Annotated in this window: 23 protein-coding genes and 1 pseudogene; 22 read left to right on the forward strand and 2 right to left on the reverse strand. The window is 59.9% G+C overall.

The window, feature by feature from the left end; translation table 11 throughout:
* Nucleotides 1-10: 10 nt before the first annotated feature.
* Nucleotides 11-472: pseudogene (locus AC2A1N_RS20295) on the reverse strand (cytochrome ubiquinol oxidase subunit I); the annotation flags it as partial.
* On the opposite strand from AC2A1N_RS20295, the gene moaCB reads away from it, so the two are divergent.
* The 19 genes from moaCB (at nucleotide 447) to AC2A1N_RS20390 (ending at nucleotide 22475) form a co-directional block, all read left to right on the forward strand.
* On the forward strand, nucleotides 447-1388 hold the full coding sequence (moaCB, locus tag AC2A1N_RS20300; RefSeq protein ID WP_484373315.1) for a bifunctional molybdenum cofactor biosynthesis protein MoaC/MoaB: 942 nt from the start codon (nucleotides 447-449) through the stop codon (nucleotides 1386-1388). The pseudogene AC2A1N_RS20295 and the gene moaCB overlap by 26 nt on opposite strands.
* Entirely contained in the window at nucleotides 1385-2638 is a 1254-nt protein-coding gene (locus tag AC2A1N_RS20305) for a molybdopterin molybdotransferase MoeA (protein ID WP_005413353.1), read from the forward strand. The genes moaCB and AC2A1N_RS20305 overlap by 4 nt, the downstream gene beginning before the upstream one ends.
* Nucleotides 2638-2898, forward strand: coding sequence for a MoaD/ThiS family protein (locus AC2A1N_RS20310; RefSeq protein ID WP_005413352.1), 261 nt, complete (start codon nucleotides 2638-2640; stop codon nucleotides 2896-2898). Before AC2A1N_RS20305 ends, AC2A1N_RS20310 begins: the two co-directional genes overlap by 1 nt.
* Before the next feature lie 3 nt (nucleotides 2899-2901).
* A complete protein-coding gene (locus AC2A1N_RS20315) occupies nucleotides 2902-3420 on the forward strand; it encodes a molybdenum cofactor biosynthesis protein MoaE (protein WP_005413351.1) in 519 nt (172 codons plus the stop codon).
* Nucleotides 3386-3952 (forward strand): molybdenum cofactor guanylyltransferase, encoded by a 567-nt coding sequence (mobA, locus tag AC2A1N_RS20320; RefSeq protein ID WP_005413350.1) that lies wholly within the window; start codon nucleotides 3386-3388, stop codon nucleotides 3950-3952. Before AC2A1N_RS20315 ends, mobA begins: the two co-directional genes overlap by 35 nt.
* Nucleotides 3949-4308, forward strand: coding sequence for a hypothetical protein (locus AC2A1N_RS20325; RefSeq protein ID WP_032966746.1), 360 nt, complete (start codon nucleotides 3949-3951; stop codon nucleotides 4306-4308). The genes mobA and AC2A1N_RS20325 overlap by 4 nt, the downstream gene beginning before the upstream one ends.
* An 87-nt stretch (nucleotides 4309-4395) precedes the next feature.
* Nucleotides 4396-5139 (forward strand): molybdate ABC transporter substrate-binding protein, encoded by a 744-nt coding sequence (modA, locus tag AC2A1N_RS20330; RefSeq protein ID WP_032966745.1) that lies wholly within the window; start codon nucleotides 4396-4398, stop codon nucleotides 5137-5139.
* A gap of 3 nt (nucleotides 5140-5142) precedes the next feature.
* Nucleotides 5143-5826, forward strand: coding sequence for a molybdate ABC transporter permease subunit (gene modB / locus AC2A1N_RS20335; RefSeq protein WP_005413347.1), 684 nt, complete (start codon nucleotides 5143-5145; stop codon nucleotides 5824-5826).
* Nucleotides 5816-6661, forward strand: coding sequence for an ATP-binding cassette domain-containing protein (locus AC2A1N_RS20340; protein WP_005413346.1), 846 nt, complete (start codon nucleotides 5816-5818; stop codon nucleotides 6659-6661). Before modB ends, AC2A1N_RS20340 begins: the two co-directional genes overlap by 11 nt.
* Before the next feature lie 499 nt (nucleotides 6662-7160).
* Nucleotides 7161-8558, forward strand: a complete 1398-nt coding sequence (locus tag AC2A1N_RS20345) for a sigma-54-dependent transcriptional regulator (RefSeq protein WP_100468442.1) — start codon at nucleotides 7161-7163, stop codon at nucleotides 8556-8558.
* Between the two features lie 63 nt (nucleotides 8559-8621).
* On the forward strand, nucleotides 8622-10589 hold the full coding sequence (locus AC2A1N_RS20350) for a cache domain-containing protein (RefSeq protein WP_242891708.1): 1968 nt from the start codon (nucleotides 8622-8624) through the stop codon (nucleotides 10587-10589).
* A 153-nt stretch (nucleotides 10590-10742) separates the two neighbouring features.
* Nucleotides 10743-11645 (forward strand): bestrophin family protein, encoded by a 903-nt coding sequence (locus AC2A1N_RS20355; protein WP_032966744.1) that lies wholly within the window; start codon nucleotides 10743-10745, stop codon nucleotides 11643-11645.
* A gap of 234 nt (nucleotides 11646-11879) precedes the next feature.
* Nucleotides 11880-13859, forward strand: coding sequence for an excinuclease ABC subunit UvrB (gene uvrB, locus AC2A1N_RS20360; RefSeq protein WP_484373320.1), 1980 nt, complete (start codon nucleotides 11880-11882; stop codon nucleotides 13857-13859).
* A gap of 212 nt (nucleotides 13860-14071) precedes the next feature.
* A complete protein-coding gene (gene frmR / locus AC2A1N_RS20365) occupies nucleotides 14072-14347 on the forward strand; it encodes a formaldehyde-responsive transcriptional repressor FrmR (protein WP_017354484.1) in 276 nt (91 codons plus the stop codon).
* A gap of 504 nt (nucleotides 14348-14851) precedes the next feature.
* A complete protein-coding gene (locus AC2A1N_RS20370) occupies nucleotides 14852-16180 on the forward strand; it encodes a DUF3422 family protein (protein ID WP_005413343.1) in 1329 nt (442 codons plus the stop codon).
* Between the two features lie 68 nt (nucleotides 16181-16248).
* Entirely contained in the window at nucleotides 16249-17079 is an 831-nt protein-coding gene (gene fghA / locus AC2A1N_RS20375) for an S-formylglutathione hydrolase (RefSeq protein ID WP_005413342.1), read from the forward strand.
* A gap of 15 nt (nucleotides 17080-17094) precedes the next feature.
* Nucleotides 17095-18399, forward strand: coding sequence for an NAD(P)/FAD-dependent oxidoreductase (locus tag AC2A1N_RS20380; protein WP_032966743.1), 1305 nt, complete (start codon nucleotides 17095-17097; stop codon nucleotides 18397-18399).
* 54 nt (nucleotides 18400-18453) lie between these two features.
* A complete protein-coding gene (locus AC2A1N_RS20385) occupies nucleotides 18454-19782 on the forward strand; it encodes a replication-associated recombination protein A (protein ID WP_005413341.1) in 1329 nt (442 codons plus the stop codon).
* A gap of 41 nt (nucleotides 19783-19823) precedes the next feature.
* The gene (locus AC2A1N_RS20390; RefSeq protein ID WP_032967168.1) at nucleotides 19824-22475 is read left to right on the forward strand and encodes an excinuclease ABC subunit UvrA; all 2652 of its coding nucleotides are present in this window, start codon (nucleotides 19824-19826) and stop codon (nucleotides 22473-22475) included.
* Nucleotides 22476-22560: 85 nt separating this feature from the next.
* On the opposite strand, the gene AC2A1N_RS20395 is transcribed toward AC2A1N_RS20390, so the two are convergent.
* Nucleotides 22561-23520 (reverse strand): LysR family transcriptional regulator, encoded by a 960-nt coding sequence (locus AC2A1N_RS20395; RefSeq protein WP_032966742.1) that lies wholly within the window; start codon nucleotides 23518-23520, stop codon nucleotides 22561-22563.
* Between the two features lie 131 nt (nucleotides 23521-23651).
* On the opposite strand from AC2A1N_RS20395, the gene AC2A1N_RS20400 reads away from it, so the two are divergent.
* From AC2A1N_RS20400 to AC2A1N_RS20410, 3 genes are read left to right on the forward strand one after another with little or no spacing between them, the layout of a single operon-like run.
* A complete protein-coding gene (locus AC2A1N_RS20400; RefSeq protein WP_005413338.1) occupies nucleotides 23652-24059 on the forward strand; it encodes a ketosteroid isomerase-related protein in 408 nt (135 codons plus the stop codon).
* A gap of 1 nt (nucleotide 24060) precedes the next feature.
* Entirely contained in the window at nucleotides 24061-24666 is a 606-nt protein-coding gene (locus AC2A1N_RS20405; protein WP_017354477.1) for a GNAT family N-acetyltransferase, read from the forward strand.
* On the forward strand, nucleotides 24663-25535 hold the full coding sequence (locus AC2A1N_RS20410; RefSeq protein WP_005413337.1) for a carbon-nitrogen hydrolase family protein: 873 nt from the start codon (nucleotides 24663-24665) through the stop codon (nucleotides 25533-25535). The genes AC2A1N_RS20405 and AC2A1N_RS20410 overlap by 4 nt, the downstream gene beginning before the upstream one ends.
* Nucleotides 25536-25599: the final 64 nt, after the last annotated feature.

A 25599-nucleotide genomic window follows, 5' to 3' on the forward strand; every position in this document is an offset into this window, starting at 1 on the left:
TCAGCGTTCCTCAGAGAGATTGATCAGCGGCCGAGATAGGCCGTGCAGGTGTGCGATCACCACCCTCTAGCGACGGACTTCCGTCTTGGGCATGTGGGCCATGTCGGAGGATCTTGACCAGATACCAGATGCCCCAACCAAATACGAACGCATATCCAGCGACATAGACCGCGAGTGAGATCGCTGTCATCCAGGCCGTTTGCGGTCCCACGGCATCAGCCGTTCGCAAAACGCCATAGACAATCCAAGGCTGGCGCCCCATCTCGGTGACAAACCAGCCGGCCACCAAAGCAACGAACCCACTTGGAAGCATCCAGTTCCAAGCGCGCAGCAGGGCCCCGGAATCGAACAGCTTACGGCGGGCCAGGGTGAAAGCAGAAAGCCAGGCGAGCAGTAGCATGAGGGTGCCTATCCCAACCATGATCCGGAATGCGAAGAACACAGGCGTGACCGGAGGCCGTTCGCTCGCCGGTCCGGTGGCCTATCCGCTGATCGTCGAGCGCCGCCTGCCCAAGGGCGATGCGCTGGTGATGGCCGAGATTGCCGGCCTGCAGGGCGCCAAGATGGCCTCGACGCTGATGCCACTGTGCCACCCGCTGCCGCTGGAACTGGTGCAGGTGTTCTGCGCGCCGGTACCGGAACGGCAGGCGATCCGAGTGTGGTGCGAGTGCGCCAGCGAGGCGCGCACCGGCGTGGAGATGGAGGCACTGGCCGGCGTCAACGCGGCGCTGCTGACCCTGTACGACCTGAGCAAGCCGGTGGAGCCGGCGCTGCGCATCGAAGGCATCCGCCTGCTGTTCAAGGAAGGCGGCAAGCGCGGTGTCTGGCTGCACCCCGACGGCATGGACGATGCCGAGCGCACGCGTTTCAAGCCGCGTGCGCCGAAGGGCCTGGAGGGCGCGGCCTGCGCGGTGATCACGCTGAGCGATCGCGCCAGCGACGGCACCTATGAGGATATCTCTGGCCCGACCCTGGTGACCGGCCTGAAAAAGCTGGGCGGCGAGGTGGTGGCCGCTGAGGTGTTGCCCGATGGCATCGAGCCATTGGCGGGCCGCCTGCAGGCCTTGGCCGCCGAGGGCGTGCGCCTGTGCCTGTGTACCGGCGGTACCGGGCTGGGCCCGCGTGATTTGACCCCGGAGGCGTTGCGTTCCTTGAACGCGCGGCCGGTACATGGCCTGGCGCAGATGGTGCGGGCACTGAGTGCACAGCACACGCCGATGGCCTGGCTGAGCCGCGCCGAGGTGGTGCAACTGGGCGGCATGCTGGTGTTCGCGCTGCCGGGCAGCCCGAAGGCGGCGGCACAGTGCCTGGACATCCTGGCGCCGGTGCTCGGCCACGCACTGGCGATGGTCGATGGCGGCGGCCATGCCCATGGGGGCGCGGCATGATTGCCTACAGCGACGCCCTGCAACACCTGCTGGACGCGGCCACGGCGCTGCCGGCCGAGACCCTGCGCCTGCATGAGGCCGCGGGCCGGACGCTGGCTGCCGACATCCACAGTGGGCAGTCGCTGCCGCCGTTCGACAACTCGGCGATGGACGGCTTCGCGCTGCGCGCCGAGGGCCGGGTGTTCGAGCCGGGTACCGAATTCGCGGTGCAGGGCTGGCAGGCCGCCGGTGATGCCAGCGCAGAAGGCGGCGAGGGTGCGTGGGAAATCATGACCGGCGCACGCATGCCATCCGGGCTGGATACGGTGGTGCCAGTCGAGAATGTGCAGGTCCTTGCCAGCGACGCGGGCCGGCCGACCCGCATCGCGCTGACCGCGACGGTGAAGCCGGGCCAGAACGTGCGCCTGCGCGGCCAGGACGTGAGCGAAGGCGAGCGTGTGCTGCAGGCCGGGCAGGTGCTGGATATCAATGCGCGCACCCTGCTGCACGCCCTGGGCGTGGGTGAGGTGGCGGTGGTGGCGCGGCCGAGGGCGGCGGTGATCGCCACCGGCAAGGAACTGGTGACCGAGGCGGCGCAGGCGCTGGAATCGGGCCAGATCCGTGACAGCAATCGCCCCTACCTGGTGGGCCGCCTGCAGGCGGCCGGTGCCGAGGTGGTCTGGCAGGGCACGGTGGGTGATGAGGTGGCCGCGTTCAATGCCGTGCTGGATGAGGCGTTGGCCGCCGGCGCGCAGGTGTTGATCAGTACCGGCGCGGTCTCGGCCGGTCGCTACGACTTCGTTCCGGATGCGCTGCGCGAGCGTGGTGCACGCATCGTATTCCACAAGGTGGCGATCCGCCCGGGCAAGCCGCTGCTGTTCGCGGTGCTGCCCAATGGCGCACTGTACTTCGGCCTGCCGGGCAACCCGGTCTCCGCTGCCGTGGGCCAGCGCTTCTTCGTCGAGCCGGTGCTACGCCGCCTGTTGGGGCTGGCGCCGGAAGTCATGTTGCAGCTGCCGCTGCAGGCCGACGTGCGAAAGCCGCCGGGCCTGCGCTTCCACGCGCGTGCGCGGGTGGAAATGGACGGGCAGGGGCGCCTGAGTGCGCGTGTGCTGTCCGGGCAGGAGTCGTTCCGTTTGATGTCCATGCTGCAGGCCAACGCCTGGGTGGTGCTGGAGGCCGAGGGTGACCTGGCCAGCGCCGGCACCTACGTGCGCGTGCAGGGCTGGGGTCACCACGAACCGCTGCAGCTGGTGAGCCAGGAGTCATGATGAAACAGGTGAATCTGCAATTGTTCGGTGCGTTTTCCGATCTGGATGCCAGCCGCGAAATCGCCGTCGATGTGGCCGGTGGCACCGTGGCCGACCTGCGCCAGGCGTTGCGCGAACTGCTGCCGCTGCGCTGGCCGGATTTCCGTGCCGGCCTGCTGGATTATTCGGCGTTCGCCGACCAGCAACGCGTGCTGCGTGACCACGAGGCGCTGCCCGACGATGGCCGGGTGGCGATCCTGCCGCCCGTGAGCGGGGGCTGAGCGATGAGCGGGAAGATCATCGCGAAGGTGGTGGACCGCGCGCAGGCGGCGATCGATCCGGCCGAAGGCATCGCGGCGGTATCTGATCCGGGCTTCGGTGGCATCGACGTGTTCATCGGCAAGGTGCGCGACGTCAACATCGGCCGGCCGGTGACCGGGATCACCTACGACCTGTTCGAGCCGTTGGTGTTGAACGAGTTCAAGCGCCTGGCCGCCGAGGTCGAGGCGACGTTCGGTCCGAAGCTGAAGCTGTATGTGGCCCACGCCAAGGGCCGGTTGGGCATTGGCGATGTGGCGGTGGTGGTGGCTGCCGGCAGCCCGCATCGAGACGAGGCGTTCCGGGCCTGCCGGCAGTTGATCGAGGCGGTGAAGCACCAGTGCCCGATCTGGAAGCAGGAGCATTACGAGGACGGCGACAGCGAGTGGACCGAAGGCTGCAGTCTCTGCCATGCGGATAACGAACCCACGCAAGCTCATGACAATGCCCATGAATGTGCACACGATCACGAACATTCCCACTGACGGCATCGTGCTGGCCGGTGGTCTTTCCAGCAGGATGGGCCGTGACAAGGCGCTGCTACCGTGGCACGGGCGAACCCTGCTAGAGCACATGCGTGGCCTGCTGCGACAGGCAGGTGCGGAAAGGGTATGGGTGAGTGGCAACTACCCGGCCTTCGGTGGCATTCCTGATCGCGTGGCACGCTGCGGCCCGTTGGGCGGGCTCTACAGTGTGGCCATGTGCATGCCGGACGCTGCCGCTCTGGTGCTTCCGGTGGATACGCCCAATGTGACCCCGGCGTTACTACAACGGTTACGTGATGCGCCTTCGGCTGCCTGTGTGCTGTTTGCGGAAGAACCCCTGCCGATGCGGTTGCAGATTGATGACCATTGCCGGCATGTGTTGCGGGAATTGATCGAGAATCCGGCGGCGCACCGCTCGCTACGCGCCCTGCGAGAACGCTTGGGCGCAATCGAGCTGCCACTGGCGGATAGCGAATACGACCAGCTACTCAACTGCAACACCTCAACCGAGCTCGAGTTCATTGCATCATGAAAGTCCAGCTACAGCGGCAGGCAGTTCGTCTGCGCGTTGATGAAGAGGAGCTAGCGCAGTTGCTGGCCGGCGAATCGGTGGAGAACCTGACGCGGTTCGGCGGCGATCGCGGCTGGGGCATGGTGCTATCACTGCATGCAGGGCAACAGGCGGTGCTTCTGGAGGGGAGCGAGTACTGCCGGTTGATGCTTCCTCGCGAAGCGGTTCAGTCCTTGGCATCACGTTTGCCCTGTCGTGATGGTCTTGGTTTTGGCATCGCGCTGGGTGATGACATCTCGCTGCAGCTTCAATTCGATGTGGATGTACGAGACAGCCTGCGCCAACGAGGTCCGCACCGTCGTGCACCCTCTGCCTAGCTCTGGGCGGGCCACCTATGTAGCGCCTGCGATGCCAAGGATAGGCGGTGAAACCGATCTAAACCCAACCAAACGGGGAAACCAATGATGAAACGAGCTGGACTGTTGTTGCTGGGACTGCTGGCCACGGTGCCGGCCTGGGCGGCCGAGCTGACGGTGTCGGCGGCATCGAGCCTGACCGAGAGCTTCCGCGAGCTGGGCGCCGCCTATGAGAAGGCGCACCCGGGGACCAAGGTCGACTTCAACTTCGCCGCGTCTGGCGTACTGCTGCAGCAGATCAGCCGCGGCGCACCGGTGGATGTGTTCGCGTCGGCCGACGAAACCACGATGGACCAGGCCCAGCAGCAGGACCTGCTGGCGGCCGGTACCCGCGAGGTGTTCGCGGTGAATGCGCTGTGGGTGGTGGTGCCGCCGCAGGCCAAGGCCTCGCCGCGTACCCTGAAGGATCTGGCCGGTGCCGGCGTGCAGCGCATCGCGCTGGGCAACCCGGACAGCGTGCCGGTCGGACGCTATGCCAAGGGCGCGCTGGAAGCGGCAGGCCTGTGGCCGTCAGTGCAGGGCAAGACCATCACCACGCAGAACGTACGCCAGTCGCTGGATTACGTGGCGCGCGGTGAAGTGGATGCCGGCTTCGTCTATGCCACCGACGCACAGGCGATGCCCGACCGGGTGCGCTGTGCCTTCGCGGTGCCGGTGGCGGGGCGCATTGCCTATCCGTTGGCGGTGACCAAGGCCAGCGCGCAACCGGCTGAAGCAAAGCGCTTCACCGCCTTCGTGCGTTCGGCACAGGGCCAGGCGATCCTGGCCAAGCACGGGTTCGGCAAGCCCTGAGGCATGGATCTCGACTGGAGCGCACTGTGGTTGTCGCTGAAGGTGGCCGGCTGGGCCACTGCGATCAATCTGGTGCTGGGCGTGGCACTGGGCGCGCTGCTGGCGCGTCGGCGATTTCCCGGCCGTGAGCTGCTGGATTCACTGCTCACCCTTCCGATGGTGCTGCCACCGACCGTGCTGGGTTATTACCTGCTGGTGCTGATCGGTCGCAACGGCCCGATCGGCGCGTGGTTGCAGTCGTGGTTCGGCATCAACCTGGTATTCACCTGGCAGGCTGCAGTGATTGCTGCGGCGGTGGCCTCGCTGCCGCTGGTGTTCAAGCCGGCACGCGCGGCGTTCGAGGAAGTGGACGGTCAGCTGGAACAGGCCGCACGCACGCTGGGTGTGTCCGAAGCGGCGGTGTTTTTCCGCATCACGCTGCCACTGGCCTGGCGCGGCATACTCGCTGGCCTGTTGCTGGCGTTTGCACGCGCGATGGGCGAGTTCGGCGCGACACTGATGGTGGCGGGCAGCATTCCGGGCCGCACGCAGACGTTGTCGATCGCCATCTACGAGGCGGTGCAGGCCGGCCAGGATGGCAAGGCAAATGCGCTGGTGATCCTGACTTCGGTGGTCTGTATCGTGATCCTGTTGCTGGCCGCGCGGCTGGTGGGCGGGCGTCGCCGGGAGCTGCGCGATGTGGCTTGACCTGCAGGTGCAGCGCGGCCTGCAGGGGGCCGGCCAGGATTTTGTGTTGGACGTATCGCTGCAGTGCACGCAGCGGCAGGTGGTGCTGTTCGGGCCTTCAGGCGCCGGCAAGAGCCTGACTTTGAAGGCGGTGGCTGGGCTGCTACGGCCGGGCCAGGGTCATGTACGGCTGCAGGGGCAGACCCTGTTTGATGCGGCCACCGGCGTGGATCTGCCGCCGCAACGCCGCCGGCTGGGCTACGTGTTCCAGGATTACGCGTTGTTCCCGCATCTGAGCGTGCGCCAGAACGTGGCGTTCGGTCTGGAGAAGGGGTGGTTGAATCCGCGGATCGGCCAGCGCTTCGATGCGGTGGAGCAGTGGTTGCACGCATTCCGCATCGACACGGTGGGCGATCTGCTGCCCTCGCAGGTCTCCGGTGGCCAACGCCAGCGTACCGCCTTGGCACGCGCCCTGGTGACGCAGCCGCAGGCGCTGCTGCTGGATGAACCGTTCTCCGCGCTGGACCATGATCTTCGCCAGCACCTGCGGCAGGAGCTGGAGGCCGTGCTGGACGGGGCCGGTATTCCACTGCTGCTGATCAGCCATGATCCCAACGACATTGAGATATTTGGGGGCCAGATCGCCTGCATCGAAAATGGGCGACTGACCTCTCCTCCCGGCTCGCGTCAGAGGCCGACCCGTCAGCCCCGCCTTCTACCATCCTTAGTCAGCTCCCCAACAAGCCCGGGTCTTGAGGGGAAGAGCAACTATCAGTCGGTCGGAGACTCAGAGAGCCCAAAGCCACGATACATCTGCCCGCGAGCCGCGCAAATGGGAGACGACCCTGGTGCATAGGCATCTCTATGCCGGTAGGCGAGCGGTAGGGCCTGAACCTTCTTGCAAGGCGAATCGACTCGCCCGCGCTTGGCCGCGCTGCGTGGCTCCGGCCGAGGCGGGGACAACGCGCACCCAGCGCTTCCCATATGGCCGAATTGGCGTAATGATCCGCTCGAAGGGAGCGAGACTTCTCCAGCCTCCCGTGGCGGCCGACCGCCAAGGGGCTTGGAGGGGCACGGAGGCCATTGGCGCTCTGGGCAATATGGCGAGGAGCCCCCGGTCCGTTTGGCCACCAAGAGGTCGATACGAGGCTCATAGGGCAAGAATTCCGGATTGGCATATGACTGAGGTCGACAGCATTGAACGTCTCAGACTGGCCTTTGGTGCACAACGTCCTACGTCGTGAGAGGGGGTGTTTTGTTCGATATGTCACCCGTCATCTAGCGGTCGAAAGATCGAAATGAACTCGACCACGAATCGACGGAACTAGCCACGCTTCAATTGTACTGAGGGAAACATGACGCCAAAGAGCGCCAACCAATCTTCCGAAGAGCGCGCAAACGGCGATCTTGCATGGCCGGACCTTGCGCGCTCATCGATACTGATCGTTGACGACGAACCTGGCATGCGTAGCTTCTTGGTTCGTGCCTTGCGACCGCGATGCAAAGCTGTGGAAGCTGCAGCTGACACCATTGAAGCGGAGCAGCATCTGACGGAGCGCCACTTTGACATCGTGATTGTGGACAACGTGTTGCCAGGGAAGAGTGGCATCGCGTGGCTGGAGGACCAGCGCAGGGGAGGGGTCTTGGCCGACTTCATTCTGATTACTGCGTACGCAGACTTGGATTCCGCTATCGGCGCTATCCGCGCGGGAGCGGCTGATTTTCTTCTCAAGCCTTTCAGAACCAATCAGTTGCTGGCCGCTATATCGCGCTGCCTGGAACGCGGTCGCCTACGGCGGGAGAATGCCATTCTCCGTCACGAGCTACATGGCTCCGGTGCACCAGCTGCGCTTCGAGACAGGCTCACAGGTAGCTCGCGTGCGATTCAGGCCACCAAGGATCTGATCGCGAAGGTCGCACCACTGCCCAGTAGCGTGCTGTTCACTGGAGAATCCGGCTCTGGAAAGGAGGTTGCCGCAAGATCGCTGCACGCGTTGTCCGCACGGGCATCTCATCCTTTCATTCCAATAAATTGTGCAGCTGTTCCCAGCGAGTTGATTGACGTTGAACTGTTCGGGAGTCTCAAAGGAACGTTCAGTGGAGCGAACTCGCCTCGCCAAGGACTGGTCGCCTATGCAGAAGGCGGAACATTGCTGTTTGACGAAGTCGCTGATCTTCCCTTGGCTCTCCAAGGAAAGCTGCTAAGGATGCTTGAAGATAGACGGATACGACCAGTTGGCGCAGATCGGGAGATTCCGATCGATGTCAGATTCATCTTCTCAACCAACAAGAATTTGGTTGCGGAAGTGAAGAATGGAACATTCCGGTCGGATCTCTACTATCGCATCAACGTTCTCGAGGTGTCGCTTCCTCGCCTTCATGACCGCGGCGCTGATGTGTTGGAGCTGGCGGCGGGCTTCATGCGTGAGCTGGGGCTGCAGCTTGGCCTTCAACCGATTCCGATCGACGAAAGGACCCGGGCATATCTTCAGAGCTACTCGTGGCCCGGGAACGTCCGCGAGCTTCACAACTACGTTGAGCGTAGCCTGATACTCGGACACTTTCCGACTCAGCTTGAGCGGTTGGAGTCACTCTCTGACCCACGAAGCCGGCTGCTCTCGGAGGTCGAGCGCAGGCACATCCTTGCAGTGCTTCGAGAGACTGGCGGAGATCGCGAAAGAGCGGCCACGATCTTGGGCATATCGCGAAAGACGATTGATCGTAAGTGCTCCAGTTGGAATGTATCAGCCTAGGAATCTGCAATGAACCGAGCGCGATCAGTTCGCTTCCGCCTGCTTCTAATCGCGATCCTTCCAATGTTTGTGATCCTGCCGGCTATCGTCGGCGGACTCATCTACCAATGGGATTTGCGCTTCGACCGACTGCTCGCCTCGAAGGTTGGCGGGGACCTGAAAGTTGCGGGACAGTACATGAACCAGCTGCTCGTCAACGACCGCGCGACGCTGGCTGCGATTGCTGATTCGCAGAGCTTCCATGGCGTCATTAGCCAGGGGGTCAACAAGAATGCAGAGCTTGGCAGCCTACTAGCGTCGAAAGCCCAAGGTGGTTCACTAGACTTCATCGCACTGTTGGATTCAAACGGTCGCTTGTTGGCTAGTAGCGAGCCGGCCTCGCCAGCTGAGCTTGACTTGGACTGGTCAGTCATCGAAAAGGCCCTGAAGGGGGCGTCCAGCGTGGAGGTGGGGGTGGTAAGCCGGGACGATCTGATGGAGATCTCCCCAAAGCTCGCTGCACGGGCCGAGGTCATTCGTCCGCATAACGCAAGGAATCCTGTCGATTCGGCCCAGAGTGAGAAGCGGGGCCTAATGATTCAAGCTGCAACGCCGGTTGCACTGCCAAACAATCAGGTCGGCGTCTTGATTGCGGGTACCCTGCTGAACCACAACACCGAATTCATCAAGCAGATCACTGATCTTGTCTACCGAGATAAGGCCCTGCGTACTGGCGCAACAGGGATAGCCTCCATCTTCCTTGGTGATACCCGCATCAGCACCAACGCGTTGTTGGCGGGAGGGAACCCAGCGTCGGGGACACGGGTGTCTTCTGAAGTGGCCGAGGCCGTGCTGGGCCAGGGAAAGACCTGGCAGGCAAGAGCCTACGTAGTCAATGATTGGTACATTGCCGGCTATATGCCCATTCTCAATGGCCGGGGCGTACCCATTGGTATGCTCTTCGTGGGCTTTCTGGAGGAGCCATTCACCACCGCCCGTCGAAATTCCATCGGAGCGATCGTGTTCGGTTGCCTGCTTGTTGCAGTCATCACCGTACCCCTTTTTCTGTACATCGCTCGCGGCGTGTTCAAGCCACTTGAGCGGATGGATCAGGCAATTGGACGGGTCAAGGCGGGTGACCGCAGTGCTCGCTCCGGAGCAGGGGCATCCAATGATGAAATCGGACGTGTCGCTTCGCACTTGGACCAGCTGCTCTGTCAGCTGGAAGAGAAGGAACGACAGCTGGTCGCCTGGAACGAGGAGCTCAATTCCAGGGTAGAGGAGCGAACTGCTGGTCTCGCACTAGCCAATAGACGGTTGGAAGAGACGACCCAGCACCTGATTGTCACTGAGAAGCTGGCAACAATTGGCGAGATCGCAGCAGGAATAGCGCACGAGATCAACAATCCGCTTGCCGTCATGCAGGGGAACCTCGAGCTTCTGCGTGACTCGATCAGGGAGCCCGAGGGTCAGCGGTTTGGAGAAGAGATTGACCTCATTGAGGATCAGATTGGGCGTATCAGCACCATTGTTTCCAAGTTGCTGCAGTTCTCCAAGCCCAGTGAGTACTCCGGTCATAGTGAGCTGCTAGAGCCTGCCACGCTGATGTTGGAGACGCTGCCCCTGATTCAACACCTCATCAAGCGCCATCCCGTGAAGATAGAGGAGAACTTCCTGTCCACACGGCTCGTAACGGGCAATCGGGGCGAGCTGCAGCAAATTCTTGTGAACCTCATGATCAATGCAATCTATGTGATGCAGAAGGGCGGAACGCTGGGATTGGCGACGTTGGACGTTGACGACGTTCATGGTCACCCTGGCGTCGCTTTGCGAGTCTCAGATACTGGAAGCGGCATTCCTCAGGATATTCTGGTCCGAATTTTTGAGCCATTCTTTACGACCAAACATCGTCAAGGTACCGGGCTGGGTCTTTCCATCAGTCAGATGCTTGCCAACCGCTACGGTGGCAGCCTGTCTGTGGAGAGAACCGGCCTGACAGGGACGGTCATTGAACTATGGATGCCCGAGGCTGCCGACGATGAACTGCATTAGACCTGCTGTAGCAGTGTCATGCGAACGGCGTGATGTCATTCGCATTTCGAACTCAAGTGGAAGGAATTTGTTGCCTGGGCGTATCGACGCCAGCAGTCGATCAATGAATCAGAGGTTGGCATGACACACCGTCTCCCAGATGTTGAAACGAGAATGCGAAGGCAGCCGACGTTGTGGGACGTTGCGTTTGCCGTCAGGGGTACCATCCTGCCCAGGATCGCATTGCATCTACTACTGATTAGCATTGTGACCGCAGGAGCGGTGCTCGCATCAACGGAGCATCCAGGAATCTTTGCTCGCTTCAGTGGCGTTCCGTTCACGCTCATTGGTATCGCACTTTCCGTATTCATGAGCTTTCGAAACAACGCTTGCTACTCCAGATGGTGGGAGGCGAGGCACCTTTGGGGTGACCTGGTCATAGCGTGTCGCTCGATAGCCAGGCAGACGTCCCTGCTGGATCCAAACAGCCGAGCACAGATCCTGCGAGGCCTGTGTGGCTTCAGTGCGGGCCTCTATTCTCGACTGCGCCGAGCCGACGAAGCCCATGCGATCGCACCTTGGTGGGATATTGGCAAGGCATCACAAGGCCCGAATCCGACGGACGCTGTGCTCCAGGGCATTGGCTTGAAGCTTGCCCATCTGGCTCATGAGGGAAGGATCGACTCGATTCAGTACTCGGTGCTGGATAAGCAGCTTGCCAACTTGGCTCGTATCCAAGGTGGGTGCGAGAGGATACTCAATACTCCGATTCCATTCTCGTATTCGCTGCTGCTTCACCGGACTGCGATCGTATTCTGCACAACGCTTCCTTTTGCGCTGGCAGGAACATTGGGGTGGTGGACCTTTCTACCGGTGCTCATTGTGGCGTACACGTTTTTTGGTCTCGATGCGCTGGGCCGTCAGCTGGAGGAGCCATTCAGTTCCGCGCCGAACGCGCTCCCGATCTACTCAATGCAGAGGACGATCGAGACAGAGCTAATGTCTACGCTGGCCCTGACTGTGGTCGATCAGGAGTCGGTACAGCAGCCAGTGCAGCAGCCACGTAGGGAGGAGTGAGGTGTGAGCGGAGGAAGGTCGGTGCACTTGTGAGGCCGCTCCGGCATTTTCCAGCAGGCAAGCTCATGCCCTAGCGTCAGTCAGCCATGGATTACGAGGCTCACCTGGAAAGAACTTGCCCAAAGGTAGCATTCGTGTCGCTCATCCGATTCTGTCCGCACGTATGCGGCGGAATATTCTAGACGGCTTTAACTTCCATAACGATCAAAAATTGAGCTAGCAGGAGCAAGAGTGATGTCAACAGATATGTTCGTGATGCATTCGGATCATACGCCGGCGGGGGATCAGCCCGAGGCGATTGCCAGGCTGATTGCTGGCATCGAGGAGGGAGCAACACATCAGACCTTGAAGGGAATTACAGGGTCAGGGAAGACCTTCACGATGGCCAATGTGATCCATCGGCTGAAGCGACCCACGCTCATTCTTGCGCCAAACAAGACGTTGACTGCTCAGCTCTACGGGGAGATGAAGGCGCTGTTCCCCGAGAACGCCGTGGAGTATTTCGTTTCCTACTACGACTTCTTCCAGCCAGAGGTCTATATCCCAGGTAGCGATCGTTACATCCAGAAAGACTCAGCCATCAATGATCACCTTGAGAGGCTTCGACTATCGACTACGAAGTCTCTGATTGAGCGTAGAGACGTGATTGTTGTCGCTTCGGTGTCCTCAATCTATGGACTGGGAGACCCACAGAGCTACCGGGATCTGCAGGTTGAGCTTGCGCTTGGAATCGAGCTGGATCAGAGGGACTTCCTGCGTCGGCTTGCATCGCTTCAGTACGACAGGACTGAGCGGACCCTGAAGCGTGGCACGTTCCGTGTGTCTGGCGATGTGGTCGATATTTTTCCCGCCGACTCTGAGTACAAGGCAATTAGAGTAGAGCTCACGGACGAGGGGAGAGTGCAGTCGCTCATCTGGATTGATGCGGTTACAGGGAAGAAGCTTGGCGATGAGGCGCGCTACCTCGTTTCTCCAAAGACACTCTTCGCAAGCCCCAAAACAGAAATCAATGAGGCTACGAAGGCCATCCTCAAGGATTTGGAGGCCAGGGTGGCGGAGCTCAACGCATCTGGTCGAATCGTTGAGGCAAATAGGCTTTACGAGAAGATCACGAACGACGTGGAGATGATGAGGGAGCTGGGATATTGCTCTGGCATGGAGAACTACTCCAGTTACCTGAACTCAAAGCCGTCAGGAGCTAGGCCGACGACGCTCATGGACTACCTCCCGAAGGATGGCCTGCTATTTGTTGACGAGTCGCACGTCATGGTTCCTCAGATCGCGGCAATGTTCAGGAGCGATCAGAGCAGGAAGGAGACTCTAATCGAGTACGGGTTCCGTCTACCTTCGGCAATGAACAACAGACCGCTTAGCTTCTCTGAGTTTGAAGCCATCAAGCCCCAGACGATCTTCGTTTCGGCTACGCCTGGCGCCTATGAGATTGGGAGATCCAAGGGAAGATTGATTGACCAGCTCATCAGGCCCACTGGCTTGCTCGATCCGCTGGTAGAGGTGAGGCCTAGGGAGGGCTACAGGTGCGATCTTCTGTCAGAGATCGCCCGTTGTGTACGAGAGGGCGACAGGGTCTTGGTGACCACGCTGACAAAGGTGTCTGCTGAGGAGCTGTGCGAGTTCCTCGAGGATCAAGGGGTGCGTGCGAAGTACATGCACTCGGATATCAAGGCAGAGGATCGAGTTGAGATCATCAATGGGCTGAGGGCCGGCGAGTTCGATGTGCTAGTGGGTATCAGCCTGCTGAGAGAGGGGCTCGATATTCCCGAGGCCTCTCTGGTCGCTATCGTTGATGCGGACCAGGCGGGCTTCCTTCGGTCGAGCCAGGCCCTCATTCAGATGATTGGACGAGCTGCAAGAAACTCGCGCGGTAAGGCGATCATGTATGCCGATACGATCACCAGTGCGATGCGGCAGGCCATTTCTGAGACTGATGACAGGCGACAGCATCAGATCGCGTTCAATGAGGAGTTCGGCATCACCCCGTCAACGTCTCGCGGAATGTTGGGATCAACAGAGGCTCGCCCTGACCGGTCGCAAGCCCATTCAGCGGAGTTCTGCGCCAGCCTAGAAGATCTCTGTGATCGAATTACATCAAAGGAGCGACAGCTTCTGGATCTCTCTGATGCCGGGGACGAGGAGGAGATCGAGTTCGTCCGGCTGGAGCTAGACAAGCTATACCGCCAATTCATCTACATGTAACCACTCTCCCGAGTGGTGGGGCGTGGCTCCTGCAGGAGCCCGCCTTTTCTGGTGTGCGGGTGGGGCGAGAGGGGCCTTTCACTGGCCTCTGGCGGCTGCTCGAAATCAGGCGCAGACTCAGTTGACGGAGCTAAAGACCCTCCCAGATTGCTAGCTTGCATACTATCGGGGAGTATAGTATCGTCCCCTCATGTGATACGGACAGGTGCGCAATGCCTCACAGCCCTCGGGAGAAAAAGCAGGCCCTTACCCGCGTACGTCGGATCAGCGGACAGGTGGCTGCATTGGAGCAGGCTCTGGAGAGCGGGGCGGAATGTGCTGCAGTACTTCAGCAGCTTGCTGCTGTGCGCGGGGCGGTCAATGGTTTGATGGCGACGGTTCTGGAGAGCTATCTGCGTGAAGAGTTCCCGCATAGCGACACCCACACCGACTCTCAAAGGAAGTCGATTGACGAGACCATCTCTATTGTCCGCTCCTATCTCCGTTAGTCAGTTCGCGACATTGCTTGATGGCGCTAGTACTAAGTAGAGGAGGCAATCTATGGGTGTCCGAACTACTTCATTTCCAAGTAGAACCCGCCATTCCTAACCCCTTCGTGGGTTAGGGCGTCACGACTAGGACGTTGAGGCCTTTCCAGGAGGCTCCAAGGCATGCTGGATGATGTCAGTCGAGTTGCGCCTGTCTGTATTTCTTGGAGCGGGCAATCTCTGTCGGCATCGTTGCTTTCCGCATCTGACTGAGTCATGGCAGGCCCTTTGAAGTGAGCTTCCAGCCTCGTTGCGACTCCCATGTGGTCCGCGCCTGGCTTGGAAGGTGGGAGAGCAAGGGCCTGCGATCTATGCGGTGCCGTCCTCCCAGCTTGTTGTGGTTCCCACTACCGCCCTACACCAGAGCCGGTTCCACCACGCGACCTTTCGCTGAGCTATCGCACAAGCAAGTGATAGACCTCCCGTGAGCGGTGTTTAGAAGATCATCCATTCTTGAGGCTATGTATGAATGACCCATCCGGCCTGAGCCAAGCTGCAGGCACGCCAGCAGAAGGCTACGTATATGGGATGCCGGCGCACGCGGACCGCCGCGCCGCCGTTGAGGAAGTCCATGCGCGACCGCACCTGCTCACCCAGTCTCCGCGAAGCCTTCTCCAGCTCTCCTTCATGACAGAAGGGGACATGAGTCGAGATCGTGCCGCGATCGACGATCTTTCAGGTCGTATGGGGGCTGCAGTCGAGGATCACACCACACCTCATCACGCGCTTACGTGGAATGAGGGCGATCTGCACTGCGAGAAGCACACTGAGTTCTCTTCCTACCTCTGGAGCGCACCACTGAGCTCAGAAACAGGTGAGCCTTGTGGGGACAACCCGTTTAGACAGGGGTTCAAGCCGCCAGGACCCGTGATCTCGGCTGTTAGCGTCAGGCTTTTGCCTTGGACCGCGGAGGCGGAGAAGGAAATAGATTGCTTTGATCCCGTCAGCCGCTGCTATTCGCTGGTTGAGAACGGTGCCGCGGCCATTGTGACCGACTTCCGGCAAGACGAGGAAGGGCTAACCCACATGCTCATCCTTGATCGCGGCCTGACTCCGGCGCGGGCAGGGGCGCTGGCACAACGACTGCTCGAGGTCGAGACATACCGAACGCTTGCCCTGCTAGCGCTACCGCTGACTCGCTCCATGACGTCGAATCTTCGTCGCATGGAGGCGCGTCTGGCTGCAATTACTGAAGAGATGCGCAGGGCCTCCGGTGGACGTCGTGACAGTGACGTACTCCTCTCGGATTTGACCAGCTTGGCTGCAGAGTTGGAGGCGGACGCCGCGGCAAATCTCTATAGGTTTGGTGCAAGTCGGGCTTACTACGAAATTGTTGAAGAGCGACTGGATGCGTTGGCGGAGGATCAAGTTGCCGGCTATAGCACCTGGGCGGACTTCTTGTATCGAAGGATTGCACCGGCCATGCGAACTTGCCAGTCAGTGAAGGAGCGACAGGGGAAGCTCTCAGACAAGTTGACGCGCTCAATCTCGCTCCTTCGGTCGTGGATTGATGTTGAGCTCGAGCGGCAGAACCGCGACCTACTGGCGTCCATGAATGAACGGGCGAAGGTTCAGCTGCGCCTGCAGCAGACGGTGGAAGGTTTGTCGGTGGCCGCCATCTCGTACTACGTCGTGAGTCTTCTCGCATACCTGCTCAAGGGTTTGCCTGGGACGCATGACATCGCAGCAACCGTCACTGCGATCTTGGTTCCCGCTGTATTGCTGCTGATTTGGTGGATTGTCCGAAGGATTAGGCATGCACACGGTGACTCGGCAGTCGAGGACAAGGCCTAAAGCCTCGCTTAAGGCCACATTCGATTCGCGATAGATGGCCTATCAAATTCAATTCAGAGGAAAGAACAATGGAACGCATTGAGCGTCACGCAAGCTTCGGTGGATGGCAGGACGTCTACCAGCATGAATCATCCAGCCTTGGTTGCACCATGAAGTTTGGAGTCTATCTCCCTCCACAGGCGTCCAGCGGCCCGGTACCTGTTCTCTACTGGCTCTCTGGCCTGACGTGCACAGAGCAGAACTTCATCACCAAGTCTGCAGTGCAGCAGCTCGCTGCTGAGCATGGCATTGCCATCGTTGCTCCGGATACAAGTCCGCGCGGAGAGTCCGTCGCGGATGATCCAGCTTACGATCTCGGCCAAGGCGCGGGGTTCTACGTCAATGCCACCGAGGCACCGTGGTCTGACCACTACCGCATGTATGACTACGTTGTAAGTGAGCTGCCTGCTCTCGTTGAGAAGAACTTCCCTGTTAGCCAGGCTCGCTCAATTAGCGGCCACTCAATGGGCGGCCACGGTGCCTTGGTCATCGCTTTGCGAAACCCAGGTCGCTATCGCAGCGTATCCGCCTTCTCTCCGATAGTGGCGCCCACCCAGGTTCCTTGGGGCCAGAAGGCGTTTTCGGCCTACCTGGGGGGAGATCAGGAGCAGTGGCGGCAGTATGACGCCGTGGAGCTGATTGCAGATGCAAAGGAGCGCCTGCCCCTACTGGTGGATCAAGGGCTCAGTGATGACTTCTTGCAGAATCAGCTTCGCCCTGAACTGCTTCGAGATGCATGCGCCAAGGCGAATCATCCGCTTTCGCTGAACCTTCGCGATGGTTACGACCATAGCTACTACTTCATCTCCAGCTTCATTGCCGATCACCTCAAGCACCACGCATCGGCACTGAGCACCTAATTAGGGAGTGCTGCCGTGATCAAGACCTCCAGAAATCGTCATCAAGTTGTGATCGTTGGGGCGGGCTTCGGCGGACTGGAGGCCGCCACGCACCTTGAAGGAGTGGATGTCGATGTAACAATCATTGACCGGCGGAACTATCACTTGTTCCAGCCGCTGCTCTACCAGGTAGCTGGTGCGTCACTGTCACCGTCGGAGATTGCATGGCCGATCCGCTATCTGTTCCGTGACCGCCCGGAGGTGAGGACCCTCATGGCGGAGGTCGAGGGTGTGGATAAAGCTGCCCGCCAAGTGATCCTTCAGGACGGCACTCGATACCCTTACGACACCCTTGTGCTCGCTACGGGAGCGACACATGCCTACTTTGGGCATGACGAATGGTCGAAGTACGCTCCAGGCCTGAAGAGCCTGGAGGACGCAACAACCATTCGAGGCAGGATCCTGAGCGCGTTCGAGCAAGCGGAGCTCTGCAATGATCCCGAGGTTCGAGAAGCCCTTCAAACCTTTGTGATCATTGGTGGCGGGCCTACAGGTGTCGAGCTTGCCGGAACCATCGCGGAGCTGGCGCGAGGCACGCTGCAGGATGACTTTCGGTCAGTTGATCCCAGCAAAACCCGGGTATTTCTCATTGAAGCGGGTCCGCGGCTGCTTCCTGTCTTTCCTGAAAAGCTCTCCGAGTACACGAGGCGCGCCCTCGAGAAGCTTGGGGTATCCGTTTTGTTGGGGGCACCTGTCACAGAGTGCGCCTCTGATGGGGTGATGCTCAATGGCAAGAAGCTGGCGGCATCCACAATCGTCTGGGCAGCCGGAGTTCAGGCGTCTCCAGCCGCACGTTGGCTCGACACCGAATCAGATCGGGCGGGGCGCGCAATCGTCGGCCCTGATCTAACGGTGCCTGGTTCCCCCAACATCTTCGTGATTGGGGACACTGCTTCATCAGCCACTGCGGACGGAAAGACCGTTCCTGGAATCGCGCCGGCGGCCAAGCAACAAGGCAAGTACGTCGCGGGCCAGATTGAAGGGCTGATAACAGGGGCGCGGAGGACCGCTGCATTCAAGTACCGGCACCAGGGCAACCTCGCCACGATTGGACGCAGCCTTGCAGTAATCGATATGGGGAAGCTAAAGCTGAGCGGAGGAATCGCATGGTGGATCTGGAAGCTCGCTCACATCTACTTCCTTATCGGAGTGCGAAATCGCCTGAGCGTCGCAATGAGCTGGGTATGGAATCATAGCGTTGGATACAGAGGAGCTCGCATCATCCTCCGTGATAAAGCAAGCAATGCCACAAGCGGCTCATTGGATGGGAAGCTGAAATAGGGGCCAAGAAGCTCCGAATGCATACTCGCAACTGACTTCCCGAAGGAGAACACCTTGGCAGATCTATTCACAGCGAAACCAAGGGCACCCCTGGCCGAACTGCTACGACCGAAGTCTCTCGACGAGTTTGTTGGGCAGCAGCACCTGCTGGGGCCGGGGAAGCCTTTGCGTCTTGCCTTTGAAGCAAGAAGTCTGCACTCCTTCATCATGTGGGGGCCCCCGGGCGTCGGTAAGACCACCCTGGGGCGCCTCGCAGCGATGGTGACTGACAGTCACTTCATTGCGATCTCCGCCGTACTCGCCGGGGTAAAGGACATCAGGCAGGCCATTGATGATGCGCGGGCCGAACTCGACGTACGCGGTCGCTCCACGGTACTTTTCGTCGACGAAATTCACCGGTTCAACAAGGCCCAGCAGGATGCGCTGCTACCTCACGTTGAATCAGGGCTACTCACGCTGGTGGGCGGCACCACAGAGCATCCAGGACTGGCCGTTAACTCGGCGCTGCTTTCGCGCGCGCAGGTGTACACACTTGAGCCTCTGTCTGACGCAGATCTTGAGAAGCTCTACGAACGCGCCAGACCTCACTTGCGAGGCGTTGACCTCTCCGATCCCGCATTGCAGCTGCTGAAGGGCTTCGCTGATGGTGATGGCCGCAGATTCCTGAATCTTCTCGAGCAGGTCTCAACTGCGGCCTCTGAGAAGCGGGTGGAAGAGGTGGATCTTGAGTTTGCCAAGCGCTCCACCAGCCCGTCACTGCGTCGATTCGATAAGGGTGGGGACGAGTTCTATTGGCAGCTCTCCGCGTTTCACAAATCACTGCGTGGCTCTGATCCCGACGCCTCCCTCTACTGGCTAGCGCGCATTCTGGATGGGGGCGGGGACGTGAGCCAGGTCACACGTCGAATGATTGTTATGGCAAGCGAAGATATCGGAAATGCTGATCCGGGCGCTCTGCACTTGGCCATCCACGCTGCGCAGGCGTATGAGCGACTTGGCTCTCCTGAAGGTGAAATTGTCTTGGCCCAGGCTGCGACCTATCTGGCGCTCTCCCCCAAGTCGAATGCGTCCTATGCGGCTTGGGATCTAGCAAGGGCCTTCGTCAAGGAGCACGGATCATTACCAGTTCCCATGCATCTTCGGAATGCTCCAGCGAAGCTTATGAGGCAGATGGGGTATCGACAAGCATATCGCTACGCGCATCATGAGCCAGACGGCTACGCAGCTGGACAGACGTACCTGCCGGAGGGTGTGGAGAGGCCGAACTGGTATCGGCCCACTGATCGGGGAGCTGAGCGCGCCTTGGCTGAGAGACAGGCATGGCAGCGAGCCTTGGATGAAGAGGCATCGCAAACCGAAGCCGATCCCTCTTCGGGCCAGTGATCCAGCTGAACTTAACGTCTACAACCTACAGAGACATGCACATGCCAAACGCCACATTCGGTGAAGCTTCCTGCAGTGTCGCAGCAAGCGGCCTTGTAGAGGTGCGCGGTGCGCGTGAGAACAACCTTAGAGACGTTGATGTCTCAATTCCTCGCAACGCACTGGTCGTCTTTTCCGGTGTATCCGGTTCCGGGAAGTCATCTCTTGCATTCGGGACAATCTATGCGGAAGCTCAAAGGAGGTACTTTGAGTCCGTTGCTCCCTATGCTCGACGCCTAATCGATCAAGCAGGCGTCCCTGATGTTGACTCCATCGATGGACTCCCGCCAGCGGTAGCACTGCAGCAGCAGCGTGGTGCCAGCAATGCGCGATCTTCGGTGGGTAGCGTCACCACGCTATCCAGCCTCATTCGTATGATGTATTCCCGCGCGGGAGCATATCCGGCTGATCAGCCTATGCTCTATGCCGAGGACTTCTCACCCAATACTCCCCAGGGCGCATGCGCGACCTGCCATGGCCTTGGCCATGTGTACGAGGTGACAGAGGCCCTCATGGTGCCGGATCCAAAGCTGAGCATCCGTGAGCGTGCCATTGCTTCGTGGCCACCTGCATGGCACGGGCAGAACCTTCGCGACATTCTGGTGACGCTGGGCTACGACATTGATAGACCTTGGAAGGACCTTCCCAAGAAGGACCGCGATTGGATTCTGTTTACCGAGGAGTCGCCCACTGTGCCGGTCTATGCTGGGTTCACGCCAGCGGAGACGCGTGCGGCCCTGAAGCGTAAGACTGAGCCAAGCTACATGGGAACCTTCACTGGCGCCCGTAGGTATGTCCTGCACACGTTTGCTAACACGCAAAGTGCCCTGATGAGGCGCCGCGTATCGCGATACATGGAGGGAAAGCTTTGTCCCACCTGCCATGGCAAGCGCCTTAAGGCAGAGTCGCTGTCAGTGACATTTGCGGGTGTGGACATTGGTCAATTCATGCAGATGCCTCTTGACCAACTGGCGTCCCTGCTCGAGCCCATTTCTCGAGGAGACTTCAGTGCTCATGCTGGCGGGGGGAAGGCGAACAAGGAGGCCACCCGTCGTGATCGCGCCGATAGGGCGGCCAGTGGGCGGGCGGTCCACGCGGTGTCTCCTGACGTCCGCCGCACCTCAGCGCTGTCGGAGGAGAAGCGCCTGGCCGCGCAGCGCCTCGCTAGTGGAGTGATGAGCCGAATCAGTCAGTTGCGTGGCCTTGGGCTTGGTTATCTAACTTTGGATCGCGCTACGCCGACATTGTCCGCTGGCGAGTTGCAGCGATTGAGACTCGCCACGCAGTTGAGCTCGCTGCTCTTTGGCGTGGTGTACGTGTTGGACGAGCCGTCGGCAGGCCTTCATCCCTCCGACAGCCAGGCTCTCTATGACGCCTTGGACCGCCTCCGCGACGGTGGTAATTCCGTATTTGTTGTGGAGCACGATCTGGAGCTGATGCGCCGTGCCCAGTGGTTGGTGGATGTTGGGCCTGAGGCGGGAGAGCGGGGCGGCAAAGTGCTCTACAGTGGAGAGCCGGATGGTCTTCGTGACATCGACGAGTCACGTACCGCGTTGTACCTCTTTGACAAGGTCCCGCCCCCTAGTGGCCAAGAGCGTCAAGCGAGTGGTTGGCTGGAACTTCAGGGCATCCAGCGTCACAACCTGAAGCGCATTGATGCAAAGATACCTTTGGGCATCCTCACCGCGGTGACCGGGATTTCGGGATCGGGCAAGTCCAGCCTCGTCGCCCAGGCGTTGCCGGAGCTGATGATGCTTCAACTTGGGCACGAGCCTGAGGACGACGCGGTGGAAACGGGGGCAGCAGACGGGCCAACCGTCATCGAGACGACAGGGGGACACCTCGGCGGAGATGTCGATGCTATTCAGCGTCTCGTCCAGGTTGATCAGAAGCCAATCGGACGGACGCCGCGATCGAATCTCGCGACTTACACCGGCCTTTTCGATCATGTTCGAAAGCTTTTTGCCGCAACACCAGATGCGCGGCGTCGACGTTACGACGCAGGTCGATTCTCCTTCAACGTGGCCAAGGGACGTTGTGAGACGTGCGAAGGGGAGGGATTCGTGAGCGTCGAGCTGCTGTTTATGCCTAGCGTCTATGCACCGTGCCCAACGTGCCACGGTGCGCGATACAACGAGGCTACGCTGAAGGTGCTTTGGAACGGTAAGAACATTGCAGACGTTCTGCGGATGACTGTGGAGGATGCACGTGAATTCTTTGGCGATGAGGACGCGATCGCTCGCCCACTTCAGTTGCTGAAGGAGATCGGCCTTGGATACCTTCGACTGGGCCAGCCGGCTACCGAGCTATCGGGTGGTGAAGCGCAGCGAATCAAGCTGGCCACAGAGCTTCAACGGAGCCAGCGCGGGCGGACACTGTATGTCCTGGATGAACCTACTACGGGCCTCCATGCCTCGGACGCGGATAGGCTGCTTGTGCAGCTCCAGCGGCTCGTTGATTCCGGCAATACGGTGGTCATGATCGAGCACGACATGCGTGCCGTTGCTCAGGCGGATTGGGTAATCGACGTGGGTCCAGGTGCCGGTGACGCGGGCGGGCAGATCGTGGCGGCAGGAACTCCAAAACAGGTCGCTCGCGTGAAGAGAAGCCGTACCGCCCCCTTCTTGGCTGAGGAACTCGCCCGCGCGGGTTGACCCGACGCTCTTTTGGCCACCATGAGCGTCCCTGGCGCTCATGGTGGCCAGATCCCGTATCAGAGAGCGGCCAAGCGACTCGGCGTTAGCGCTTCCCTGCTTTGGATGGCGTTAGGGCCGAGGTGGGGGAGGGCGTCATCTGCATAAGGCTCGGTAGTGCTCCGACGGCGGAATGGAGTGCATCGAAAACTACTCTGACGCGAGGTGAGACTGGGCCGCGTTGTGGCCGATAGACGTACAAGCCCCACGGGGCAGGATCGAATTCTTCCATCACACGCTGCAGAACACCTGACTGAATGAGTGGGGCAGCCATGTAATCAGCAAGTTGGGCAAACCCCAAGCCCGCAATGACCCCTGCCATCTCCATGTCGGCATTGTCTGCAATGAAGGCCGGTGCTGTCGGCGCCACCTGTACGCCTCCAGCCAGGTACCAGGGCCAGGGCCTGCCTGTATTGATGTCCACCGACGCAACCAGTGGAAACCGCGAGAGCTCGCTAGTCTCCGCTGGTGCTCCGATTCTCTCTACAAGTGCGGGGGAGCCAACGATGTGCAGTCGCATCTCTCCTGCCTTCTTCGCAATGAATCTGCTATCACGCATGAAGCCGACGCGGATTCCGACATCGATCCCTTCATCGACAGCGTCTGCAACCCGATCGCTTAAGCGAACGTCCAAGACAATTCCCGGGTGACTTTGGGTCACTGTATCCAAGGCGGCAAGAACTGCCCTGGAGCCCATGCTGTGAGGGGCACTAATTCGGACTGTGCCCACAATCTGTGAGGCCGTCGCCTTGGTTCGCGGGCGCCACAGCTTGTCTAAGCCCTCAAGCGCCGGCCGCAGCTGATGTAAGAGATCCTCCCCAAAGGCCGTGATGCGAACCTGGCGTGTGCTTCGGTGGAACAACAGCTCCCCGTAATGACTTTCAAGGGCCTGTATCGCTCGGGTGATGGCCTGAGGAGAGCTTCCCAGTCGAACAGCGGCCTCACGAAAGCTCGGCGCCTCAGCCGCGGCCCTAAACGTCTTTAGAAGATCCAGCTCGCTGTTCATCTCAAGGCCCCCGTGGTCGTTGGGCTCATATTATTCCATTTTAGGGAATTATGAAATCCTATCAATTCCATATACAACAATTCTTCAGGTCTCCAGAATTCCTCCACACCCTCACCTGACCGGAGAACCTGATGAGCAAGTTCAACTACATCGAAGAGTACTACCAGGCATTCAACCGCGGTGATCGCGACGCGATGCTCTCGATGCTCACTGATGACGTTGTGCACGATCTAAATCAGGGGAATCGCGAAGTAGGGATCGACGCATTCCGCGCGTTCCTGAGCCGCATGGATTCCTGCTACAGCGAGCAGCTTCACGACATCGTGGTGATGTACAGCAGCGATGGTGCGCGTGCCGGCGCGGAGTACGTGGTGCACGGACTCTACCACCACACGGACGAAGGTCTCCCTGCAGCGGCAGGGCAGATCTATGTTCTTCCCGGTGGCGCGTTCTTTGACATCCGTGATGGAAAGATTGCGCGCGTTACCAACTACTACAACCTGGAGGACTGGATTTCCCAGGTCCACAAGGCGCCCTGAAATGGCTACCAACGTGCGAGTAGAGGTACTGGTCGGCACCGAAATCGAGGACTGGCTCGATCGCGTCGCTCAGCTGCGGATCGAGATATTCAGTAGCTATCCCTACCTGTACGAAGGAGACATGGACTATGAGCGTCACTACCTCCGCAACTATGCGACGTCTGACGGGGGCATCGTTGTCCTGGCCAGGGATGGAAGGGACGTTGTAGGTGCATCGACTGGCCTTCCTTTGTTGAGCGCCGATGCCGCTTTCATTCGTCCCTTCCAGGAGCACGGTCCCCGGCCAGAAGAAGTCTTCTACTGCGGGGAGTCCGTACTGAGGCCGGAGTACAGAGGAGCTGGCTTGGGCCACGTCTTCTTTGATCGAAGAGAGGAGCAAGCCCGACGAAAGGGCTTCAAGTGGTCTTCTTTCGCGTCGGTGGTTCGGTCGGAGACTGATCCGCTTAGGCCACCTGGATATCGAAGCAATGAAGGCTTCTGGACTCGCCGTGGGTATGCACAACAGAGCGCGATGAAGGTCGCTCTTCCCTGGCGGCAGCATGGGGCCACGCACGAAACCGAGCAGACACTTTCACTTTGGCTCCGTTCCTTGGAGGACGTTACATGAAGATTGCAGCAGCTAAGTACGTGATCGGTCGTCCGAAGACCTTTGCCGAGTTCGCTGCGCGCCAGCGCCGAATTCTGAATGACGCAAGGGAACAAGGAGTTGAGCTTGCAGTACTTCCGGAATACCTGTCGCTGGAACTGGGTTCGACTCTTCCAGAAGCTCTTCAGCTTAGCCTGAGGTCCACCCTGGAGTCGCTCCAGATCTATCAGAGCGCATGGTGTGAGCTCTATAGCACCTTGGCTGTCGAACTGGGAATGACCATCCAGGCAGGAACGTTCCTCACCGCAACATCCCATGGGATGTATCGCAACCGTGCCTGGTGGTTCACAGCTGATGGTCGCAGCGGATGGCAGGACAAGCTTCAGCTTACTGGCTTCGAGAAGCAGGCAGTTGTCATCGAGCCTGGCGATCGCATCGCGGCGTTTGAGCAGGACGGAAAGCGTGTCGGGATTGCGGTTTGCTATGACAGCGAATTTCCGCTTCCTGTTCGCCTCCAGCAGGAGGCAGGGGTGCGCTTGCTGTTGGTGCCAAGTTGCACCGACACCGACGCCGGTGCCACCCGTGTCGATGTTGGGTGCCGAGCGCGAGCGCTTGAGAATCGGATGTTTGTGGCAAAGGCGGTCACCGCCGGCGTCGCCGACTGGAGTGAAGCGCTTGATATCAACACCGGTGAAGCAATGATCCTCTCACCGATGGACCATGGCTTCCCCAGTGACGGCGTGCTCGCAGCGACCTCCGACGATCAGGAGTGGGCGATTGCTGACATTGACTTCGCAGCGCTCGAAGCAAGCCGTGCACGAGCGCAGGTAGCCGTCGACAAGGATTGGGATGGTCAGCTCCGCTTCCATTCCGTTGAGGTCCTGAACTAACCAACGTCTAGATGCCTGAGCCATGAAGTGCTCGTGGGCGTCGCTGGCAACTCAAATACCTGGG

The sequence above is a fragment of the Stenotrophomonas maltophilia group sp. SKK55 genome (assembly GCF_057179845.1).

Coding starts and splice junctions, on each gene's coding strand:
- AC2A1N_RS20350 (WP_242891708.1), top strand. CDS start 8,622: ATGTTTGTGATCCTGCCGGCTATCGTCGGCGGACTCATCTACCAATGG.
- AC2A1N_RS20400 (WP_005413338.1), top strand. CDS start 23,652: ATGAGCAAGTTCAACTACATCGAAGAGTACTACCAGGCATTCAACCGC.
- AC2A1N_RS20340 (WP_005413346.1), top strand. CDS start 5,816: ATGTGGCTTGACCTGCAGGTGCAGCGCGGCCTGCAGGGGGCCGGCCAG.
- AC2A1N_RS20395 (WP_032966742.1), bottom strand. CDS start 23,520: ATGAACAGCGAGCTGGATCTTCTAAAGACGTTTAGGGCCGCGGCTGAG.
- AC2A1N_RS20390 (WP_032967168.1), top strand. CDS start 19,824: ATGCCAAACGCCACATTCGGTGAAGCTTCCTGCAGTGTCGCAGCAAGC.
- AC2A1N_RS20405 (WP_017354477.1), top strand. CDS start 24,061: ATGGCTACCAACGTGCGAGTAGAGGTACTGGTCGGCACCGAAATCGAG.
- modB (WP_005413347.1), top strand. CDS start 5,143: ATGGATCTCGACTGGAGCGCACTGTGGTTGTCGCTGAAGGTGGCCGGC.
- AC2A1N_RS20355 (WP_032966744.1), top strand. CDS start 10,743: ATGCGAAGGCAGCCGACGTTGTGGGACGTTGCGTTTGCCGTCAGGGGT.
- AC2A1N_RS20305 (WP_005413353.1), top strand. CDS start 1,385: ATGATTGCCTACAGCGACGCCCTGCAACACCTGCTGGACGCGGCCACG.
- modA (WP_032966745.1), top strand. CDS start 4,396: ATGAAACGAGCTGGACTGTTGTTGCTGGGACTGCTGGCCACGGTGCCG.
- uvrB (WP_484373320.1), top strand. CDS start 11,880: ATGTCAACAGATATGTTCGTGATGCATTCGGATCATACGCCGGCGGGG.
- AC2A1N_RS20310 (WP_005413352.1), top strand. CDS start 2,638: ATGAAACAGGTGAATCTGCAATTGTTCGGTGCGTTTTCCGATCTGGAT.
- fghA (WP_005413342.1), top strand. CDS start 16,249: ATGGAACGCATTGAGCGTCACGCAAGCTTCGGTGGATGGCAGGACGTC.
- AC2A1N_RS20345 (WP_100468442.1), top strand. CDS start 7,161: ATGACGCCAAAGAGCGCCAACCAATCTTCCGAAGAGCGCGCAAACGGC.
- mobA (WP_005413350.1), top strand. CDS start 3,386: ATGAATGTGCACACGATCACGAACATTCCCACTGACGGCATCGTGCTG.
- AC2A1N_RS20410 (WP_005413337.1), top strand. CDS start 24,663: ATGAAGATTGCAGCAGCTAAGTACGTGATCGGTCGTCCGAAGACCTTT.
- AC2A1N_RS20325 (WP_032966746.1), top strand. CDS start 3,949: ATGAAAGTCCAGCTACAGCGGCAGGCAGTTCGTCTGCGCGTTGATGAA.
- frmR (WP_017354484.1), top strand. CDS start 14,072: ATGCCTCACAGCCCTCGGGAGAAAAAGCAGGCCCTTACCCGCGTACGT.
- AC2A1N_RS20370 (WP_005413343.1), top strand. CDS start 14,852: ATGAATGACCCATCCGGCCTGAGCCAAGCTGCAGGCACGCCAGCAGAA.
- AC2A1N_RS20315 (WP_005413351.1), top strand. CDS start 2,902: ATGAGCGGGAAGATCATCGCGAAGGTGGTGGACCGCGCGCAGGCGGCG.